Raw genomic sequence first — 19479 nt, 5'->3', positions numbered from 1 at the left:
GAAGCGGGCGCGACCGTTCACGGGCCCCGCCGAGCAGGGGTAGGGACCCCGTCGACGGCGGTCAGCCGTCGACGGGGCGGGGGCGCAGCCCCCGTGAGATCAGATCAACCCGTGCGCCACCATCGCCTTCGCGACCTTGATGAAGCCCGCGATGTTCGCGCCGACGACGTAGTTGCCCTTGGCGCCGAACTCCTCGGCCGTCTCGAAGCAGGTCTGGTGGATGTTCTTCATGATGTTGGCGAGCCGCTTCTCCGTGTACTCGAAGGTCCACGAGTCGCGGGACGCGTTCTGCTGCATCTCGAGCGCGGAGGTGGCGACGCCGCCGGCGTTCGCGGCCTTGCCCGGGCCGTAGGCGATGCCCGCCTGGAGGAACACCTGGATGCCCTCCGGCGTGGTCGGCATGTTCGCGCCCTCGCCGACGGCGATGCAGCCGTTCTTCACGAGCAGGGCGGCGTCCTTGCCGTTGATCTCGTTCTGCGTCGCGGACGGCATGGCCACCTGGCAGGGGATCTCCCAGATGTTGCCGCCGTCGACGTAGCGCGCGTGCTTGCGGTACTCGACGTAGTCCTTGATGCGGCGGCGCTCGCGCTCCTTGAGCTGCTTCACGAGCTCGAGGTCGATGCCCTTCTCGTCGAGGATGTAGCCGTTCGAGTCGGAGCAGGCGACGACCTTGCCGCCGAGCTGGTGGATCTTCTCGACGGTGTAGATCGCGACGTTGCCGGAGCCGGAGACGACGCAGCGCTTGCCGTCGAACGAGTCCTTGCGGACCTTGAGCATCTCCTCGACGAAGAAGGTGGCGCCGTAGCCCGTCGCCTCGGTGCGCACGAGCGAGCCGCCGTAGTCGAGCCCCTTGCCGGTGAGGACGCCCGCCTCGTACCGCGAGGTGAGCCGCTTGAACTGACCGTACAGGTAGCCGATCTCGCGGCCGCCCACGCCGATGTCGCCGGCGGGGACGTCGGTGTGCTCGCCGATGTACCGCCAGAGCTCGGTCATGAAGCTCTGGCAGAAGCGCATGATCTCGTCGTCCGACTTGCCCTTCGGGTCGAAGTCCGAGCCGCCCTTGCCGCCGCCGATGGGCAGCCCGGTGAGCGCGTTCTTGAAGATCTGCTCGAACCCCAGGAACTTGATGATCCCGAGGTAGACCGACGGGTGGAAGCGGAGCCCGCCCTTGTACGGGCCGAGCGCGCTGTTGTACTGCACGCGGAACCCGCGGTTGACGTGGACCTCGCCCTTGTCGTCCTGCCACGGCACGCGGAAGATGATCTGCCGCTCGGGCTCGATGATCCGCTCGATGATCTTGCGCTCGCGGAACTCGGGGTACTTCGCCAGCACCGGTCCGACCGACTCGAGGACCTCCCGCGCTGCCTGGTGGAACTCGGCCTCGCCGGGGTTGCGACGCAGCACGTCCTGGTAGATCGACTCCAGCTTCTCGTCCTTCATGACCATTTGACTGCTCCTTGGGGCTTGGGCGCGATCCCTGCCCGGAAGCGAGGCAGTCTGCCCGAATCGCAGGCGCGGCGACCACGGACTCTGGGTCCGGGTTCACGGAGCGCGCGTGCAAAGCGTGCGTGTTCAGCGGTGCGCGCTGGAGCGCACCCCACGTCCTCGCCGAGCAGCGTTGCGTTCCCGGCGACGGCGGTCCGCCGCGAGGCAGGGACGGCAGTCCCGGGCAATCCGCGGGAGGGCCCCGCGCGAAGCGCGGGAGGGGCGAAGCCCCTCCGGCGGGGCGGGGGACGCAGTCCCCCGCTCTAAAAATGCACCGCCGCCGCCCGCGCCGCCTGCGCGCGGAACCGCTCGCGCCAGTCCGGCCCGGTGAGCCGCTCGGCGAGCGCGATCGCGAGGTGCTTCGGCTCGACGCCGAGCGCGGCGTTGCGCCCGAGCCCCTGCACGCAGGAGGGGCAGTTCGTCAGCACCACCGCGCCGCGAGGGCGACCCTCGATCGCCTCGGCGATCGCCTCGCGCTTGCGGTGGAGCATGGCGTCGGTGATGTCGGGCCGCGAGAGGGCGAGCGTCCCCGCCTCCGAGCAGCAGTGCGGCACCGCCTCCACCTTGCCGAACCCGCCGATGCGCGCGAGCACCGCGCCCGCCTCGCCGTCGAGCGAGTCGTGGCAGGGCGCGTGGTAGAGGACCGGCGCCTCGCCGGGAGCGGCCGGCGCGAGCGAGAGGCCGCGCTCGGCGGCGTAGCGCGCGACGTCCACGATGCGCCCGCCGAAGAGCTTCCCGGCCTCCATCGCCTCGAGCCCCTCGCGGCAGGTGCCGCAGGTGACCACGCAGCCGTCGAACGCGAGGTAGCTGAACATCTCGCGGATCTGGCTGAAGAGGATGGTGTCGCGGAGCACGGTCTGCGAGTGCTGCTCCGCCTTCGCGTTCGCGTGGGCCGGGAAGCCGCAGCACAGGAACGGCGGCGGGACGACGACCCGCACGCCGAGCGAGACGAGCACGTGCAGCGCGGCCATCGACACGTGCGAGTAGAGCCGCTCCGAGCCGCAGCCCGGGAAGTAGAAGACGCTCCGCTCGGCGTCCCCGCCCTCCGGCTCGAGCACGAGCACCTGATCCTGCTCGCAGGGCGGGAGCACGTCGCGCAGCGTCTCGGCGGGCACGGGGGGCACCGGCGAGCGCAGCACCTGGAGCGCGTACGGGGCGCGGCGGGCGTCCTCGGGCTGGAGCGGCGCCGCGACGGCGCAAGCGGCGCGCTGGATCGCGCCGCCGAGCCGCACGAGACCGCCGTGGAAGGCGGCGTTCGCGGCGGGCGACCGGCTGTCGAGGTAGGCGAGCGTCGCGCGCGTCGCCACGCTGGTGCGCTTGTAGCCCCAGCTCGCGAGGATCTCGCGCTCGAGCACCGACACCTCGCCGGAGTCGATGTCCACCGGGCAGGGCTTCGCGCACTTGTGGCAGATGGTGCAGTGGTCGGCCACCTCCTCCAGCCAGCGGAGGAGCTCGAACTGGGTCGAGCGCTCGCGCTGCGCGTCGTAGAGGAGCGCCTCGATGAGCGCGCCGATGGCGAGGTTCTTGTTGCGCGGGTGGAAGAACATCCCGCGCGCGGGGTGGTAGACGCAGCAGTCCGCCTTGCACTTGCCGCAGCGGACGCAGTGCGCGATGGCCTTCGCGAGCGCCTCGAGCTGGCCGTGCTGGAGGATGCGCGCCTCGAGCTCGAGGAGGTTGAACGAGGGGGTGAACACCTGGCCGAGGACGTCGAGGTCCTCGAGCTTGCCGGGGTTCATGAGCCCGCCCGGATCGACCTCGCGGCGGTGGGCGGCGAGCTCCCGGATGCGCTCGGGCTCGAGGTACTTGAGCTTCGTGACGCCGATGCCGTGCTCGCCGGAGACGACGCCGCCGAGCGCGATCACCTTGGCCATCACGCCGTCGATGACCTCCTCGGCGCGGCGGAGCATCGGCCGGTCGTTCGAGAGCACCGGTACGTTCACGTGCACGTTGCCGTCGCCGGCGTGCATGTGGGTGGCGAGCACGACGAGCCGGTCGCGCACCTCGCGGTGCGCCTTGTCGAGCGCGGCGAGGAGCCCGGCGTAGCCGCGGACGAGCTGGCCGAGCTCGCGCCTGAGGGCCTCGATCGCCTCGAGCGCGCGGAGCGCCCGCGCGTCCGCGCCGTCGAGGGCCGCCATCGCGGCGGCGCAGCGCGCCAGCGCCGCGGGGATCTTGCGCGCGAGCCACTCGGGGTCGTCCTTCGGCGGCGGGGCGACGCGCAGGATCTCCTCGGCGCGCTCGACGAACCGCCGCTGCGCGTGCCGCTCCTCCTCGACGTTCGTCGCCTCGATGAAGCGCGCGAACTCGGCGAGCGCCTCGAGCGGGAGGACGACGTCCTCGTTCATCTTGAAGGCGTTCGTCCGGCGGGCGATCGCGCCGAGCTTCTTGCGGTCCGCCCAGAAGCGCTTCGCCTCCGCCACGTCGCGCGCCTCGAAGAGCTCGGTGTTCGGGTGCTCGTCGAGGATGCGGCGGATCCGGTCCACGCCGCGCGCGGCCTCCTCGCCCGAGTGGCCCACCACGTCCACGAGCAGCACCGCCTTCGGCGTCTCCGGCCGCGGCGCCTTCACCTTGTAGTCGATGGCGCGGACGTACTCGTCGTCGAAGTGCTCCAGGGCGGTGAGGGCCTCCTTGCCGCCGTCGGGGAAGGGGAAGGCCCGGGCGAGCTGGAGGATGACGCGCGAGGCCTCGTCGAAGTCGGGCCCGAAGAACTCGAGGCAGAGCGTGCGCTTCGCCTCGTACTCCGGGTAGAGGACGAACTCGGCGGAGGTGATGACGCCGTCGGTGCCCTCCTTCTGCAGGCCCGGGACGCCGCCGAGCGCCTTGTTGGTGATGTCCTTCCAGAGCCCCTTCTTGCGGATGTCGGCGCCGGTGAGGGCGATCCGCTTCACGAGCCGGCCGTCGTCCTCGACGACGTCGAACGTGACCGGGTCCTCCGGCAGGATCTTGCGCAGGCGGTGATCGACGCGGCGCACCGTCCACTGGCGGCCCGAGGGCATCGCGATCCGCCACGACACCAGGTTGTCGATGCAGGTGCCCCACAGGACGCAGTCCTTGCCGCCCGCGTTCTCCGCGATGTTGCCGCCGATGGTGCAGGCCCACGCGCTCGTCGGGTCGGTCGCGAACACGAGGCCGCGCTCGCCGGCGTGCTCCATCGCGCGCTCGGTGACGACCCCCGCCTCGAGCTCGACCACCTTGGCGGTCGCCTCGCGCCCGTCGCCGAGCCGGAAGGGCCGGTCCGCGATCCCGCGGATCCGGTTCAGCTTCTCGGTGTTCACGACCACGCAGCCGGGCCGCAGGGGGACGGCGCCGCCGGTGAGGCCGGTGCCGGCGCCGCGCGGGATCGCCTTGAGCCCGAGGCCGCCGATGGCGGCGAGGAGCGGCGCGACCTGCCGCTCGTCGTCGGGCATCACGACGGCGACGGGCAGGTGGAGGCGCCAGTCGGTCGCGTCGGTCGCGTGCGAGACGAGCGTGAACGGGTCGAAGAGGACGTTGTCCTTGCCGACCACCGCGCCGAGCACGCGCAGCATGCGGCCGCGCAGCTCACCCGCGCCCTCGACGTCCGCGCGGAAGGCGGCGAGCAGCTTCCGGCAGGCGCCGAGCACCTCCGTCACGCGCGGCTCGCCGTTCGCGTTCCGCCCGACGAGGCCGAGGTCCTTCTCGATGTTGCGGAAGAACCGGCGCCGGCGCGCCCCCGAGTCCACGAGCTCCTGGAAGAGGAACGCGTTCCGCCGATGGATGAGCAGCTCGCCGAAGAACCGCATCAGCAGGCGGGCGCTGCGCCCGGTGACGCGGAGGCTGCGGAGCTCCTCGAGCTTCGCCCACAGCTCCGGGCCGAGGAGCTGGGAGATCGCCGCCCGGTCGTCGGCGGACGTGTAGTTGAAGGGGATCTCCCGGACGGCGGGAGCGGGGGCGAGCGCGGCTTCGAGGATGGGGCGCTGCATGTGAAGCACCTCAAGGTAGCAGGTTTTCCGCCGCCCGTCGCCCCGTCCGAGTACCTCCCTGGCCACGCTGTCATGCAGCCTCGGGCTGGAGGAGACCTGGATGCGCGAGGCCCGACACCTCGCGTGCCTGGCCCGGCTGCGAGCTCGGACGCTGATTCACCAGGCGGAGCGACGAGCCGTCGGCCGGAGGGACTCTTTCGCCGGAGCACTGCCCGCTCGCGGCCGCGTCCGCCTGCGGGGGTCTCCGGGCAACTCCCCCGCCGCGGCGCCCGCGCGTCCGCGGTGGGGCCCGTGGCGTCTCACGCGGAGTCCGAGCGCTGCCCGGGGTGCCGGCGGCTCCCTAAGATGAATGCCGGCTGCCGTCCGGGTCGGCCGATGGGGGGGCGCACATGAGGGCTCTGAGCGCGATCGTGCTCGTCGCGGCGGTGAGCGGCTGCACCTCGGTGAAGGTGACGCAGCGGGACGGCTGCTGGGTGCGCCGGACGGAGAAGATCTTCGGCCAGGTCCGCGAGGACGTCGGCCCCTGCGCGCGGACCGCGTCCCCCTGGTCGGACGACCGCCTCACCCGCCTCGTGCAGGAGTGCGTCGCCCGCGAGGACTACCGCTGGCAGATGCGGGCGCTCGCCGCGTGGAGCCGCGGCGAGCCGATGCCGCAGGACCGCGAGGCGAACGTGCTCGCCACGTGCGCGAGCGACGCGGCGCGCGCCGGGTTCGCCGAGAACGACGCGCTGAAGAGCAGGCTCGAGGCCGCGGATGAGCGGCTCTCCTTCGCGAAGGAGCGCCTCGCGGACGTCGCCGGCGATCGGGACGCGCTGCGCAAGCGCTCCGAGCTCGAGCACGACCGGATGTACGCGAGCCACGAGCAGCTCGCCGCGGCGCTCGGCGAGGCGGCGAAGAAGGCCTCCCCGCCGGCGACCGCGACCGCCACCGCCTCGAGCGACGGGCGTGCGCAGATGGACAGCAAGGAGCGTACGGAGCGCGCGAGCCCGGCGACCGCGCCCGTGGCGTTCGCGAACGCGACGCCCTGGCTCGCCGCCCCGGCCACGCCCGCCGAGCCCGCCGTCCTCGCGTGCGCGCCCGCTCCGTCGCAGCCGGCGACGACCGCGGCGAAGCGCAAGGCGACGTCGAAGAAGACGGTGATCGCGGCGAAGGTCCCGGAGTGCGTCCCCGCGGCCACGGCGGCCCCGGCGGCGCAGCCGGCGGCTCCGACGATCGAGCCCGGCAGCGGCGTCGCCGCGCCGGCGCCGGGGCAGGTGGTGAAGGCGGCGGAGGAGAAGCCCGCGATCGCGCCGTCGCCGCGGACGGGGACGGCGAACGGAGAGTGAGCGCGCTTCGCCCCGGGAGCGGAGCTCGCCCCGAGCGTGGCGCTGCGGACACCGCAGTTCACGTGCGCCCGTCCATTCGTGTATTCTGTATGCTGTGGACGGCGAGAGGGGCGCATTGGAACAAGTCATCGGAACGAAGCTCTCGGAGCAGCTCCGGGAGCGGATCGAGGAGCGGATCGTCGTCGGCGAGTACCCGCCGGGCGCGCGCCTCGACGAGATGGACCTCGCGAAGACCTTCGGCGTGTCGCGGACCCCCATCCGCGAGGCGCTCATCCAGCTCGCGTCGGCGGGGTTCGTGGAGATGCGTCCGCGGCGGGGCTCCGTCGTCGCGGAGATCCCTCCCGAGCGGCTGCGCGAGATGTTCGACGTCATGGCCGAGCTCGAGGCCGCCTGCGCGCGGCTCGCGGCGGGGCGCAGCAGCGACGAGGACCGGGCGGTGCTCCGCGCGACGCACGCGGCCTGCGAGCAGGCGATGCGCGCGAACGATCCCGACGCGTACTACCGGCTGAACGAGCAGTTCCACCTCGCGCTGTACGCCGCCTGCCACAACGGGTTCCTCGCCGAGCAGGCGACGCAGCTGCACCGGCGGCTGCGCCCGTTCCGGCGCCTGCAGCTGCGCGTGCCCGGGCGGATGGAGTCGTCGTTCGCGGAGCACCAGCTCGTCGTCGAGGCGATCGGGCGAGGCGACGGGGAGCTCGCGGCGAAGCACGTCCGGGCCCACGTGGAGATCCAGGGCGCGCGCTTCGCGGACGTCGTCGCGAGCATGGCGGCCGCGGCCCGCAGCGCGGCGCGCAAGGTGCCAGGCTAGAGGGGTTCCAGGCGGCGCTCGCGCCGGGCGAGCGCGGCCGCCGCGGCGGCGCCGGCGTCCTCGACGGCGACCGCCCGCGCCTCGGGGAACGCCTCGGCCGCGAGCGTCGCGAGGGTGCGCCCCGGCGGCACCTCGAGGAAGAGCCGCACCCCGAGCTCGACGAGCACCGTCGTCGCGTCGTGCCAGCGCACGGGCTCCATCACGTTCCGGGCCAGGTCGTCCCGGATCCGCTCGCGGTCGCGGGTCGGGCGGGCGCGGCCGGAGGTGACGTACGGCACGCGTGCGTCGGAGAGCGCGACGTCGCGCAGCGCTGCGGCGAGTCGCGCAGCGACCGGCGCGAGCAGCGCGCAGTGCGACGGCACCGCAACCGCCATCCGCTCCGTCCTGCGCGCGCCCGCCACCCGGGCCCGGTCCAGCACCTCGTCCAGCGCCGCGTCGGCGCCGGCGAGGACGATCTGCGCGGGCGCGTTCACGTTGGCGACGTGCAAAGGACCTCGCCCGGTCACCTCCGCGACGAGCGCGGCGACGCGCCGCTCGGGCAGACCGACGACCGCGGCGAGCCCGAAGCCGCGCGGGAACGCGCCCTCCATCAGCTCGGCGCGGAGGCGCACGGCGCGCACGGCCTCGGCGAGCGGCAGCGCGCCGGCGAGCACCGCCGCGGTGAACGTGCCGACGGACAGGCCGGCCACCGCGTCGGGCGCGCCGTCCTCCGCCGCGAGCACGCGGCCCGCCGCGACGCCGGCGACCACCGTGGTGAGCTGGACGGCGACCGTGGACTCGAGCGCGGCCGCGTCGTCGAGCGAGCGGACGTCCTGCCCGAGCGCCGCGCTCGCCTCGTCGAGCGTCGCCGTGACCGCCGGGTGGCGGGGGAGGCGATCCAGGAACCCCGGCGACTGCGCCCCCTGGCCCGGGCAGAGGAGGGCGATCCTCACGGGAGGCGCTCCGCGCCCGCGCCGGGCTGCCAGGGATCGGCGACGCGGCGCGGCCCGGCGGCGGTCCGGGCGACGACCGTCCGCGGCTCCGCCGCGAGCTCCGCGAGCGCCACGCCGCCCGCGGGCGTCTCGAGCTGCACGTCCACGCGGGCCGCCAGGCCGGCGAGCGCGGCGAGCAGGGCGCGCGCGCTCGCCGCGGGCACGCGCGCAGGGGCCCTCACGAGCACGTCGAGGTCGCTCGTCGCCGAGACGGAAGGGACGCCGCTCGCGAGCTCGAACCCGACCGCGCCGACGGGTCCCCACCCGAGCCCCGTCGCCGCCAGGATCTCGAAGGCGGCGTCGAGCGCCGCGAGCGCGGGCAGGCGTGAACGCCGCTCGCGCCAGCGCGCCGCGCGGGCGAGCTCCTCGGGCGTCACCCGGGCCGCGACGGCCTGGGGCGCGAGCCACGCCGCGAAGCGCTCGCGACGCTCCGCGCCGCGCACGCCCACGGGGATCGCGGTCCCGCGTGGAGCCGCGCGCCGGACGACGACGAGCGGCGCGAGGCGCAGGCGCGCCGGCGCCCACGGCGGCGGCGGGGACTCGGGCTCGAGGGCGTCCGGGCGCGCGAGCACGAGGAGATCGTGCGGGAGCACCGACCCCTCGGGGCGCGCGGGGCCGGCTCGCCCGCCGGGCTCGGCGTGACTCATGCCTCCCACCTCGCGGGCCTCGCGCCCCTCATGCACCCGACCACTGCTCCACGAGCCTGCGCCGCACCTCGATCGACGCGGCGCGCGTCTCCCGCGCCGCCGCGGAGGTGAGCCTGCAGCCGAGGTGGCGCGCCCCGGAGCGGGCGCTCGCCACGGCGGCGACGAGGGATCGCCGGACGCGCGCGGCGTCGTCGCCGATCGGTGCGTCGGCGTTCACGCCGCCGACGAGCTCGTCGACGAGGCCGAGCCGCGCGAACGCACGGACGTCGTAGGCCATCGGCAGGATCTTCTCCCCGAGCGCCTCCACCTCCGCGACGGAGCGGCGCGTCACCCTCGCCGCCGAGCTCTTGCCCATGGCGTGCACGAGGACGCCCGGATCGTCCAGGGCCACGATCCGGTTCGCCTGGTACCCGTGCGCGAGGAACGCCCCCGACATGGCGGACCCGACGAGCAGCGCGACGACGGGGTGGCCCGAGAGCCTCGCCGTCGCGTAGGCGTCGACGGCGGCCGCGCAGGCGAGGTGGATCCCGAGCAGCTCCTCGCACCGTCCGTACGCCTGGCTCGTCACGTCCACGATCGCGACGAGCGGGCGGCGGGCGCCGTCGGCGTCGGCGGCGATCGCCTCGCGGACGTGGCGGGCGAGCGCCCAGGCCTCCGCGAGGCCCACCTCGCCGCTCCGCGCGCGCGGGAAGCGGCTGCCCGGGTCCGGCACCACGGCGAGGAACCGCGCGCGCTCGTCACCGAGCGGCGCGTCCACCACCCGCACCGACGCGGGGCCGCCCTGCACCGCGCCGTCCGCGCCGGTGAGCGCCGCGAGCCACGTCGCGCCGCGGCTCGCGCTGGAGCTCGATCCGCTCATGCGCCCTCCTCGTTTCCCCACGCCTGCCGGAGCGCCGCCGGCTCCGGCGGTCCGGCCGGGTCGATCGCCGCGAGGCGATCGAGGAAGAGCTCCACCTGCTCGGTGCGGTGCCGGGCCGGGCGCCCGCTCCGGAACGCGGCGCGGACCGCGGCGGCGACCGCGGCGACGTCGTCCTCGACGAGCGCGTCGGCGAGGCCCGTCGCGTGGCGCTGCTCGCCGCCCACGAGGCTCCAGACGAGCCGGCGGTCCGAGGCGTCGAGCTCGTCGAGCCCGGCCTCCTGCTCGATCACCTCGGGGCCGTTCATGCCGAGGCGCGCCTGGCGAGTCATGACGAGGTGGCTGCAGAGCGCCGCCGCGAGCGACATCCCGCCGAAGCACCCGACCATCCCCGCCACGACCCCGACCACCGGCACGCGAGGACGGAGGGCGACGATGGCCGCGTGGATCTCCGCGATGACCGCGAGCCCCAGGTTCGCCTCCTGCAGCCGCACGCCGCCCGTCTCGAGCAGGAGGACGGGGCGCGTCGGGACGCCGCGGGCGTGGTCCCGCGCCACGAGCTCCAGGGCGCAGGCGATCTTCGTGCCCGCGACCTCGCCGATGCTGCCGCCCTGGAACGCGCTCTCCACCGCCGCCACGACGGCCGGCTCGCCGTCGATCCGGCCCCGCGCGAGCACCACGCCGTCGTCCTCCTGGGGCACGACCCCCTGCCGCTCCAGCCACGGTGAGTGGAGCCGGTCGAAGGGCGAGAGCAGCTCGCGGAAACGCCCCGCGTCGAGCACGGCCCGCACGCGCTCGCGCGCGGTGAGCTCGATGAAGCTCTCGCGGGCGAGGGGTCGAGGTTCCGTCACGGGGGCGCTCATGGCGCGCTCTCCTCGATGGCCTGCTCGAGGCGGAGGAGCACCATCCCCGGGGTGGCGCCGAAGTCGTTCACCTCGATGGCGGCCGCGCCGTGGTAGCGCGAGAAGAGCCGGTCGAGGACGTTCCGCCAGACCTGGCCGTAGCCGTCCACGGTCGTGCGGATCCGGACGCGCGCCTCGCCGTCACCCGAGGGCTCGAGGAGCACCTCCAGGTCGCCCGAGCCGACGACGCCGACGTGCGCGCGGCGCCCGACGGGATCGCGGGCGGGGTAGCGGAACTCGAGGGTCTCCATGCATCACCTCCGCGGCGGCGCGAGCTCGGCGCCGACGCCATCGAGGAACAGGACCGCGGCGAGCAGATCGGCGCTCCCGCCGGGCGAGACGTTCAGGGCGAGGAGCTCGGCGTCGAGCGCGAGCAGCGCCGCCCGGCCGGCCGCGGTGCCGGGTCCGCCCGCCCGGAGCGCCGCCGCGGCGCCGCGCTGGGCGACGTGGAGCGCGCGCGGCCCGCCGCGGTGCAGCAGGCAGGTGTCGTCGAGCGTCGACATCACGGCGAGCAGCGCCTCGAGCCGCGCGTCGTCCTCGGCCGCGCCCCGCGCGCGCGCCCGGAGCAGGGCAGGGTGCCCGCACGAGACGACGTGCGGGAACCCCGACGCCGCCTCGCCCCGCGCGCCTCGCACGCCGTAGCGGGCGCACGCGCGGGCGCCGTTCGTCTCGGGCACGGGGGCGAGCCGATCGCGGCAGCGCGCGAGCTCCGCGGCGCGCGCCGCGATCGCCGCGGGCCCGCCGCGGGCGCCCTCGATGGCGGCGCCGGCGACGAGGAGGCCGAGCGCCCAGATCGCGCCGCGGTGCGCGTTCGCGCCGCCGGTGGCGGCGAGCATGGCGGCCTCGCCCTCGCGGCCGATCGCGCCGAGCGTGGTGCGCAGCGCGTCCGCCGGACGGGAGCCGCGGGCGGCCCGGGCCATCTCGGCGAAGGCGCCGCGGAGCGCGTGGGCGGAGCGGCGCATCGTCGGGAGGTCGAGGTCCGCGTGCGCGCCGCTGCCGCGACGGTCGACGAGGCCGGGCTTGGGCGTGAGCTCCGCCTCGTCGAGGAGCGCCGACACCGCCAGGTCCGCGAGCCGGTCGGCCCGCCGCGAGGCGTGAGGGGGCGGCGCGTGCGCGATCGCGATCATGCGTTCACCAGGACCGGAAGCGGGCGGGCGGCCGGTAGAGCCCGCCCGACCAGGCGACGAGGTCGTCGATGCTGCGGGCCGCGAGGAGCGAGCGCCTCGCGTCGAGGCGGCGCACGCCGAGGTCCTCGGGGAACGCGACGATGCCGCGCCGGCGCAGCCCCTCGGTCCGCCGGGCGTCGGCTCCGAGCCCCACGGGCGTCGCCCCGGCGACCGCCGCGAGGGCCGCGCGGCGCTCCGTCGGCCCGTCCGCGCGGTAGAGGTAGGCGATCCCTTCCTCCGTCACGACGTGCGTGACGTCGTCGCCGTAGATCATCACGGGCGCGACCGGCATCCCGCTCGCCTTCCCGACCTGCACCGCGTCCAGCGACTCGACGAAGACCGGCTGGCCGCCCTTCTGGTAGGTCTCGGCGAGCTGGACGACGATCTTGCGCCCGCGGACGACGTCTCCCTCCGCCGTGATGAGGTCGAGCCACGGCGCGCTCGCGTGACGGCGTCCCCGCGGATCGTGGCCCATGTTCGGCGCACCGCCGAACCCGGCGAGGCGGCCGAGCGTGACCGTGGAGGAGTTCGCGTCCGCGTCCATCTGGAGCGTCGAGCCGATGAAGAGGTCCACGCCGTACTGCCCGGCGAGCTGGCACAGCACGCGGTTCGACCGCAGGCTGCCGTCCTTGCCGGTGAAGAACACGTCGGGGCGCGCCCGCACGTAGTCCTCCATCCCGACCTCGCTGCCGAAGCAGTGGACGCTCTCCACCCAGCCGCGCTCGATGGCGGGGATGAGGGTGGGGTGGGGGTTCAGCGCCCAGTTCCGGCAGATCCGGCCGCGCAGCCCGAGCGACTCGCCGTAGGTCGGCAGGAGGAGCTCGATCGCCGCGGTGTCGAACCCGATGCCGTGGTTGAGCGAGGTGACGCCGTGCCGCTCGTAGATCCCGCGGATGACCATCATCCCCATCAGGATCTGCAGCTCGTTGATGTGCCGCGGGTCGCGCGTGAAGAGCGGCTCGACCGCGTAGGGCCTGTCGGCGACCACGACGAGGTCGATCCAGGAGCCCGGGACGTCCACGCGCGGCAGCTCGTCCACGATCTCGTTCACCTGCGCGACGACCACGCCGTGGCGGAACGCGGTCGCCTCCACGATCGTGGGCGTGTCCTCGGTGTTCGGTCCCGTGTAGAGGTTGCCGTGCGCGTCCGCCTTGTCCGCGCAGACGAGCGCCACGTTCGGCGTGAGGTCCACGAACATCCGCGCGTAGAGCTCGACGTAGGTGTGGATGGCGCCGATCTCGAGCTTGCCGTCCTCGAGCAGCTGCGCGAGCCGGAGGCTCTGCGGTCCGGCGAAGGCGAAGTCCACCTTGCGCGCGATCCCGTGCTCGAACAGGGCGAGGTGCTCGGGCCGGCTGATGCTGGAGATGAGCAGGTGCACGTCGTGCACCGCCGCGGGGTCCACCCGCGCGAGCGAGCGCGACAGGAAGTCCGCCTGCTTCTGGTTGTCGCCCTCCAGCGCCACGCGGTCGCCGGGAGAGACGAGCGCCTCGAGCGCCTCCACCAGCCGGTCGGCGCGGAGCGCCTTTCCGTCCACGAAGGGAGCGACGCGCCCGAGCCGGCGGGCCTTCTCGGCGGGGCGTGTTCTCCAGGGCGAAGCGGGAACCGGCGCGCGCGTGGTGGTATTCAGCATTCTGCATGCTGTATACAACAGAGAACATGCCAGCTCAACCGGAGAACGGGCGGACAGGCGGGAGCTCAGGTGGGGGTCGCCAGCGTAACGCGCTGCGGCGACACGGGTTTCTCGCCGGGATGATCGGCGCGGTGGTGCTCGCGACGGCGCTCCCGGGGGCGGGGAGGACCGGCGGTCCGATGCACGGCGATCGCGTGGCCGACGCCGGGATCTTCGCCATCTTCCTCCTGCACGGGCTCGGGCTCGACACCGCTCGCCTGAAGGCCGGGCTCCTGCGCTGGAGGCTCCACGCCGTCGTGCAGGCGTTCACGTTCTGTGTCTTCCCGGTCCTGTACCTCGCGCTCGGCGCCACGTTCGGCCGCTTCCTCCCGCGGCCGCTCCTGCTCGGCTTCTTCTACCTGAGCGTGCTGCCGTCCACGATCTCGTCCTCCGTCGCCATGACGGGCATCGCGCGCGGCAACGTCCCCGGCGCGATCTTCAACGCCATCGCGTCGAACGTGCTCGGCGTCTTCGTGACGCCGCTCCTCGTGTCCCTCGCCGGGAGCGCGTCCGGCGGCGGCCGGCCGCCGCTCGCGCGCTCCATCCTCACCGTCGGCGTGCTCATCCTCGTCCCGCTCGCCGTCGGCCTCGCGCTCCGCCCGCTCCTCGGGGGCTTCTACGCGCGCCACGAGCGCCAGGCGCACCGCCTCGACAAGGCGGTGATCCTCGTCATCGTCTACGTGGCGTTCTGCGACTCGGTGAGCTCGGGCCTTTGGTCGCACCACGGCCCCGGGGTCCTCGCGCTGACGCTCGCCGGCGCGGCCGTGCTCCTCGCCCTCGTGCTCGCCCTCACGACGGCGGTGGCGGGCTGGGTGGGGCTCGCGAAGGAGGACGAGATCGCGGCGGTGTTCTGCGGCTCGAAGAAGGCGCTCTCCTCGGGAGTGGGGATGGCGAAGGTGCTGTTCGGAGCGCAGCCCGGCCTCGGCCTGATCGTGCTGCCGGTCATGTGCTACCACCAGCTTCAGCTCTTCGCGTGCTCGGCCCTCGCCGAGCGCTACGCCCGCCGCGCCGCCGCGGCCCCTCCCGCCATCCCGACCTGAGTCGCTCGTCCGCCCGCCCCAACAAGGGGGCGGACGGGGGGTTGACCGCTTTGTCGCAGGTTGCTTTGTATACAGCGTACAGAATGCACGATGCCGACCGAACGGACGGGACGATGCGACGAACGGACGCACCTAGCGAAAACCTGTTCGACGTCCTCACGGAGCGCGGGCGCGACGACGCGACCTTCATCGAGACGGACGGCGGGCGGCGGCTCACGTACGCCGAGCTGCGGTCGCTCATCGGGCGGTACGCGAACGCGCTCGCCGCGCACGGGGTGGAGCCCGGCGACCGGGTCGCCGTCCAGGTCGAGAAGTCGCCAGAGGCCTACTGCCTGTACCTGGCGGTGCTCCGGCGCGGCGGCATCTACGTCCCGCTGAACCCCGCCTACACGGTGGCGGAGCTCCGGTACTTCCTCGAGGACGCCGCGCCCGCCGCGTTCGTGTTCGATCCGGCCGACGCGGCGGGCAAGGCGCCGCTGGCCGCCGCGTGCGGCGTCCCGGCCTGCCTCACGCTGGACGCCGCGGGGAAGGGGACGCTCGCGGAGCGCGCCGCCGCCGAGGACGACGCGTTCCCCACCGCGCCCCGCGGGCGCGACGACGTCGCCGCGATCCTCTACACGTCCGGGACGACCGGGCGGCAGAAGGGCGCGATGCTCACGCACGGGAACCTGGCGAGCAACGCCCGGGCCCTGACGAACCTGTGGGGGTTCACCGAACGCGATCGGCTGCTGCACGCGCTGCCGCTGTTCCACGCCCACGGCCTCTTCATCGCCGCGCACTGCGCGCTGCTCTCCGGCAGCGCGATGCTGTTCCTCGCCAGGTTCTCGGCCGAGCGCGTCGCGGAGCTCCTGCCTCGCGCCACCGCGATGATGGGCGTCCCGACGTTCTACACCCGCCTGCTGGATCTGCCCGGGTTCGGCCCGGAGGCGTGCCGGTCCGTGCGGCTCTTCACCTCGGGGTCGGCGCCCCTGCTCGCGGAGACGAGCCGCGCCTTCGCGGAGCGCACCGGGCACGCCGTGCTCGAGCGCTACGGCATGACGGAGGCCGTCGTCATCACCTCGAACCCGCTCGACGGCGAGCGCCGTCCGGGCAGCGTCGGGAGGGCCATCGAAGGGGTCGAGCTGCGCGTCGCCGACGCCGAGGGCCGGCCGCTCTCCCGGGGCGCGGTGGGCGTGCTCCAGATCCGCGGCCCCGCGGTGATGAAGGGCTACTGGCGCCAGCCGGAGAAGACGGCGGAGGCCTTCACCGCCGACGGCTGGTTCCGCACCGGCGATCTCGGCACCGTGGCGGAGGACGGGTACGTGACGCTCGTCGGTCGGACGAGCGATCTCGTCATCTCCGGCGGGTTCAACGTCTACCCGAAGGAGGTCGAGCTCGCCCTCGACGCGCTCCCCGGCGTCGTCGAGTCGGCCGTCATCGGCGTGCCCCACCGCGACCTCGGCGAGGCGGTCACCGCCGTCGTGGTCCGGCGCGATCCGGCGCTCGACGCCGGCCGGATCGTGGGCGCGCTGAAGGCCCGGCTCGCCTCCTACAAGGTCCCGAAGCACGTGCACTTCGTCGACCACCTCCCCCGCAACGCGATGGGGAAGGTCCTGAAGAGCGCGCTGCGCGAAACGTATGCCGTCGAAGCGTCCCGTCCCGTCGTCCCAACCCACTGACCCGCAGCGCGGAGGCGATCGTGCACCAGTTCACCCGCAGGAACCTGCTGTTCGGAATGCTGGCCTCGCCGGCGCTGGCGCTCGTCGGCCGGCGCGCCCTCGCGGCGGGCACGACGGAGCTCAAGATCTCGCACCAGTTCCCCGGCGGCACCCTCACGGACGGCGACTTCCGCGACCGCCTGTGCCGCCGGTTCGCGGCCGAGATCGCGAAGCGGACGAACGGCGCGCTGACCGGGACGGTCTACCCGAGCTCCTCGCTCATGAAGGTCAACGCGCAGTTCAGCGCCGCCCGCAAGGGCGCGCTCGACATGAGCCTCTTCCCGCTCTCGTACGCGGGCGGCGAGGTCCCCGAGCTCAACATCGGCCTCATGCCGGGCGTCGTGACCTCGTACGAGCAGGGCATGGCCTGGAAGCACGGCGAGGTGGGCAAGTACCTCACCGATCTCCTCGCCGACAAGGGCATCGTGATCGTGAGCTGGGTCTGGCAGGCGGGCGGCGTCGCCTGCCGCAGCGGCGCCATCGTCGAGCCCCAGGACGCGAAGGGGCAGAAGGTCCGCGGCGGCAGCCGCGAGATGGACATGGTCCTCAAGGAGGCGGGGGCCACCGTGGTCTCGCTCCCCTCGAACGAGATCTACGCGGGCATGCAGACGGGGGCGCTCGACGCGGCCATGACCTCGTCGACGAGCCTCATCTCCTTCCGCCTGGAGGAGGTCGCGAAGCAGCTCGTCACGGGTCGCGGGAAGGCCTACTGGTTCATGCTCGAGCCGCTCATCATGTCGCGCGCGATCTTCGACGGGCTGCCGAAGGACCTGCAGTCGGTGATCATGACGGTCGGCGCGGAGCTCGAGTCGTTCGGCGTCAACTCCGCGAAGGCGGACGACCAGCTCGTCGCGGCGGCGTTCGCGAAGGCGGGCGCGAAGCCCGTGGACCTGTCCGAGGCCACCGTCCGTCGCTGGCAGGACATCGCCCGCGCCACCGCCTGGAAGGACTTCGCCGCGCGCAACGAGCGCTGCGCCCGGCTCCTCTCGCTCGCGGAGAAGACCCTGTGAGCCACGGATTCGAGCTCGAGGCCAGGGCAGCCGAGCTGCCGGCGCTGCCGCGCGCGGGCGCCCTCGGCGTGGCCATGCGCGCGCTCGCCGCCCTGAACCGCCACACCGTGATCGTCTCCGCCCTGGCGATCCTCGGCGCGGCGGCCGTCCTCACGGGCAGCGTCGTCACCCGCTACTTCTTCAAGGTCCCGACCGACTGGCAGGACGAGGCGGCCGTGTTCCTCATGGTCGGCGCGACCTTCCTGACGGCGGCGCAGGTCCAGGCGCAGCGGGGGCACGTGGCCATCGCGGCGCTCGCCTCGATCCTGCCGCCCCGCGTGAACCGGGCCCGCGCGCTCGTCGCGGACCTGGTGTCGCTCCTGTTCTGCACGTTCTTCACCTGGAAGTCCTGGGCGCTCCTCCACGAGGCGGTCGTGGACGGCCAGACGTCGTCCTCGTCGTGGGGCCCGCCGATGTGGATCCCGTACTCGCTCATGACGGTGGGGATGACCCTCCTCACCCTCCAGCTCGTGCTGCAGGTCCTGCATCGCCTCGCGCCGGAAGGAGCAACCGAATGAGCGTCTCCGTCGTCGGCGGTCTCTACGGCGCGGCCACCCTGCTCGTGATGTTCTCGGGCGTGCCGGTCGCCTTCGCGCTCGGGATGGTGGCGGTCGTCTTCATGTACTTCTTCATGCCCGGCGCGGCGCTCGACACCGTCACCCAGAACGTCTACGAGGAGATGTCGAGCATCACGCTCCTCTCCATCCCGCTCTTCATCCTGAAGGGCGCGGCCATCGGCAAGTCGCGCGCCGGGGCGGACCTCTACTCCGCCATCCACGCCTGGATCCGGCGCATCCCGGGCGGCCTCGGCATCGCCAACGTGTTCGCGTGCGCGCTGTTCGCGGCCATGGCCGGGTCGAGCCCGGCGACCGCGTCCGCCATCGGCAGCTCCGGCATCCCCGAGATGCGGTCCCGCGGGTACTCCCCCCGGCTCGCGGCGGGGATCATCGCCGCGGGCGGGACGCTGGGGATCCTCCTGCCGCCGTCGATCACCATGATCCTCTTCGCGGTCGCGTCGGAGCAGTCGCTCGGGCGGCTCTTCCTGGCCGGCATCGGCCCGGGCGCGCTGCTCGTGCTCCTGTTCGCGGGCTACACGGTGTTCCGCTTCAAGAAGGAGTACCGCGCCGCCCTCGCCACCTACGAGCGCACCGGCGTCCGCGCCGCGCACCTCGACGAGCCGGAGCTCTCGCTCGCCGAGAAGACGCGGATGCTGCCGAAGGTCCTCCCCTTCGTGGTCCTGCTGGTCGGCGTCATGGTCGCGCTGTACGGCGGCTTCGCCACGCCCTCCGAGACCGCGGGCCTCGGCGCGATCCTGGCGCTCGTGCTGGTGGGGATCATCTACCGCATGTGGCGCCCGCGCGACCTGAAGCCGATCTTCGCGGGGACGCTCAAGGAGTCGACCATGCTGCTGTTCATCATCGGCATGTCGCTCCTGTACTCGTACGTGATGAGCTACCTGCACATCAGCCAGTCGGCCGCCGAGTGGATCGTGGCCATGCACCTCTCGCGCTGGGTGCTCCTCGCGGCCATCCTCGTGTTCGTGGTGGTGCTCGGCTTCTTCCTGCCGCCGGTCTCGATCATCCTCATGACCGCGCCGATCATCCTGCCGCCCCTCAAGGCGGCCGGGTTCGACCTGGTCTGGTTCGGCGTGGTGATGACCGTGGTGATGGAGATGGGGCTCATCCACCCGCCGGTCGGCCTCAACATCTTCGTCATCAACAACGTCGCGCCGGACATCCCGCTCCGCGACGTCGTCTGGGGCGTGATGCCGTTCGTGGGCCTCATGGTGGTGGCGGTCGTGCTCCTGTGCGTCTTCCCCGGGATCGCGACCTGGCTCCCGGACGCGGTGATGGGGATGCGCTGACGCGGCCGCGCCCGCGCGCCGTGCTCGGGCGGAGGGGGGCGACGCGCTCGCCTCCCTCCGCC

General features: G+C 73.7%; 16 protein-coding genes. 7 read left to right on the top strand and 9 right to left on the bottom strand.

The genetic code is table 11. From position 1 onward, the window contains the following. Positions 1 to 99: 99 nt before the first annotated feature. On the bottom strand, positions 100 to 1440 hold the full coding sequence (gene gdhA, locus MLV88_RS06220) for an NADP-specific glutamate dehydrogenase (RefSeq protein ID WP_332841724.1): 1341 nt from the start codon (positions 1438 to 1440) through the stop codon (positions 100 to 102). Between the two features lie 308 nt (positions 1441 to 1748). After that, positions 1749 to 5423: a DUF3683 domain-containing protein gene (locus MLV88_RS06215; RefSeq protein ID WP_243337071.1), complete on the bottom strand. Its 3675-nt coding sequence runs from the start codon at positions 5421 to 5423 to the stop codon at positions 1749 to 1751. A 389-nt stretch (positions 5424 to 5812) separates the two neighbouring features. Here MLV88_RS06215 and MLV88_RS06210 point away from each other — a divergent pair, with 389 nt between their 5' ends. Both MLV88_RS06210 and MLV88_RS06205 read left to right on the top strand, forming a co-directional pair. Then, positions 5813 to 6748, top strand: coding sequence for a hypothetical protein (locus tag MLV88_RS06210; protein ID WP_243337063.1), 936 nt, complete (start codon positions 5813 to 5815; stop codon positions 6746 to 6748). A gap of 115 nt (positions 6749 to 6863) precedes the next feature. Next, positions 6864 to 7556 carry a GntR family transcriptional regulator gene (locus MLV88_RS06205; RefSeq protein WP_242338645.1) on the top strand — a complete coding sequence of 231 codons (693 nt, stop codon included), beginning with the start codon at positions 6864 to 6866 and terminating at the stop codon, positions 7554 to 7556. On the opposite strand, the gene mdcH is transcribed toward MLV88_RS06205, so the two are convergent. The 7 genes from mdcH to mdcA are packed head-to-tail and all read right to left on the bottom strand — an operon-like array spanning position 7553 to position 13728. Then, positions 7553 to 8488 carry a malonate decarboxylase subunit epsilon gene (gene mdcH / locus MLV88_RS06200; RefSeq protein WP_243337062.1) on the bottom strand — a complete coding sequence of 312 codons (936 nt, stop codon included), beginning with the start codon at positions 8486 to 8488 and terminating at the stop codon, positions 7553 to 7555. The two genes, MLV88_RS06205 and mdcH, sit on opposite strands and share 4 nt — an antisense overlap. After that, positions 8485 to 9174 (bottom strand): malonate decarboxylase holo-ACP synthase, encoded by a 690-nt coding sequence (locus MLV88_RS06195; protein ID WP_243337061.1) that lies wholly within the window; start codon positions 9172 to 9174, stop codon positions 8485 to 8487. The genes mdcH and MLV88_RS06195 overlap by 4 nt, the downstream gene beginning before the upstream one ends. A 28-nt stretch (positions 9175 to 9202) precedes the next feature. Beyond that, entirely contained in the window at positions 9203 to 10033 is an 831-nt protein-coding gene (gene mdcE, locus MLV88_RS06190; protein WP_243337058.1) for a biotin-independent malonate decarboxylase subunit gamma, read from the bottom strand. Then, positions 10030 to 10893: a biotin-independent malonate decarboxylase subunit beta gene (locus tag MLV88_RS06185; protein WP_243337056.1), complete on the bottom strand. Its 864-nt coding sequence runs from the start codon at positions 10891 to 10893 to the stop codon at positions 10030 to 10032. The genes mdcE and MLV88_RS06185 overlap by 4 nt, the downstream gene beginning before the upstream one ends. Next, complete coding sequence (locus MLV88_RS06180) at positions 10890 to 11183, bottom strand: malonate decarboxylase subunit delta (RefSeq protein ID WP_242338655.1); 294 nt, start codon at positions 11181 to 11183, stop codon at positions 10890 to 10892. The genes MLV88_RS06185 and MLV88_RS06180 overlap by 4 nt, the downstream gene beginning before the upstream one ends. Positions 11184 to 11186: 3 nt before the next feature. Then, entirely contained in the window at positions 11187 to 12059 is an 873-nt protein-coding gene (locus tag MLV88_RS06175) for a triphosphoribosyl-dephospho-CoA synthase (RefSeq protein ID WP_243337054.1), read from the bottom strand. A gap of 4 nt (positions 12060 to 12063) precedes the next feature. Next, positions 12064 to 13728 (bottom strand): malonate decarboxylase subunit alpha, encoded by a 1665-nt coding sequence (mdcA, locus tag MLV88_RS06170; RefSeq protein ID WP_242352802.1) that lies wholly within the window; start codon positions 13726 to 13728, stop codon positions 12064 to 12066. Between the two features lie 92 nt (positions 13729 to 13820). Between mdcA and MLV88_RS06165 the strand changes: the two genes are divergently transcribed. The 5 genes from MLV88_RS06165 (at position 13821) to MLV88_RS06145 (ending at position 19417) form a co-directional block, all read left to right on the top strand. Then, positions 13821 to 14807, top strand: coding sequence for a bile acid:sodium symporter family protein (locus MLV88_RS06165; RefSeq protein WP_277957204.1), 987 nt, complete (start codon positions 13821 to 13823; stop codon positions 14805 to 14807). A gap of 113 nt (positions 14808 to 14920) precedes the next feature. Beyond that, positions 14921 to 16465, top strand: a complete 1545-nt coding sequence (locus tag MLV88_RS06160; RefSeq protein WP_242352806.1) for an AMP-binding protein — start codon at positions 14921 to 14923, stop codon at positions 16463 to 16465. Positions 16466 to 16485: 20 nt separating this feature from the next. Then, positions 16486 to 17514 (top strand): TRAP transporter substrate-binding protein DctP, encoded by a 1029-nt coding sequence (gene dctP, locus MLV88_RS06155; RefSeq protein ID WP_242335024.1) that lies wholly within the window; start codon positions 16486 to 16488, stop codon positions 17512 to 17514. Next, entirely contained in the window at positions 17511 to 18071 is a 561-nt protein-coding gene (locus MLV88_RS06150) for a TRAP transporter small permease (RefSeq protein ID WP_242335021.1), read from the top strand. Before dctP ends, MLV88_RS06150 begins: the two co-directional genes overlap by 4 nt. Next, complete coding sequence (locus tag MLV88_RS06145; RefSeq protein WP_242335018.1) at positions 18068 to 19417, top strand: TRAP transporter large permease; 1350 nt, start codon at positions 18068 to 18070, stop codon at positions 19415 to 19417. Before MLV88_RS06150 ends, MLV88_RS06145 begins: the two co-directional genes overlap by 4 nt. The last annotated feature ends 62 nt before the right edge of the window (positions 19418 to 19479 follow it).

It is taken from the genome of Anaeromyxobacter soli, assembly GCF_022808855.1.
In the GTDB taxonomy this organism is placed as follows: Bacteria; Myxococcota; Myxococcia; order Myxococcales; family Anaeromyxobacteraceae; genus Anaeromyxobacter; species Anaeromyxobacter soli.
This window is presented reverse-complemented; position numbering and strand designations above follow the sequence as displayed.

What these genes read in the sequence shown, in the direction of transcription:
- MLV88_RS06180 (WP_242338655.1), bottom strand. Translation starts at nt 11,183, where the DNA reads ATGGAGACCCTCGAGTTCCGCTACCCCGCCCGCGATCCCGTCGGGCGC.
- MLV88_RS06210 (WP_243337063.1), top strand. Translation starts at nt 5,813, where the DNA reads ATGAGGGCTCTGAGCGCGATCGTGCTCGTCGCGGCGGTGAGCGGCTGC.
- mdcA (WP_242352802.1), bottom strand. Translation starts at nt 13,728, where the DNA reads ATGCTGAATACCACCACGCGCGCGCCGGTTCCCGCTTCGCCCTGGAGA.
- MLV88_RS06215 (WP_243337071.1), bottom strand. Translation starts at nt 5,423, where the DNA reads ATGCAGCGCCCCATCCTCGAAGCCGCGCTCGCCCCCGCTCCCGCCGTC.
- mdcE (WP_243337058.1), bottom strand. Translation starts at nt 10,033, where the DNA reads ATGAGCGGATCGAGCTCCAGCGCGAGCCGCGGCGCGACGTGGCTCGCG.
- MLV88_RS06145 (WP_242335018.1), top strand. Translation starts at nt 18,068, where the DNA reads ATGAGCGTCTCCGTCGTCGGCGGTCTCTACGGCGCGGCCACCCTGCTC.
- MLV88_RS06175 (WP_243337054.1), bottom strand. Translation starts at nt 12,059, where the DNA reads ATGATCGCGATCGCGCACGCGCCGCCCCCTCACGCCTCGCGGCGGGCC.
- MLV88_RS06160 (WP_242352806.1), top strand. Translation starts at nt 14,921, where the DNA reads ATGCGACGAACGGACGCACCTAGCGAAAACCTGTTCGACGTCCTCACG.
- MLV88_RS06195 (WP_243337061.1), bottom strand. Translation starts at nt 9,174, where the DNA reads ATGAGTCACGCCGAGCCCGGCGGGCGAGCCGGCCCCGCGCGCCCCGAG.
- gdhA (WP_332841724.1), bottom strand. Translation starts at nt 1,440, where the DNA reads ATGAAGGACGAGAAGCTGGAGTCGATCTACCAGGACGTGCTGCGTCGC.
- MLV88_RS06185 (WP_243337056.1), bottom strand. Translation starts at nt 10,893, where the DNA reads ATGAGCGCCCCCGTGACGGAACCTCGACCCCTCGCCCGCGAGAGCTTC.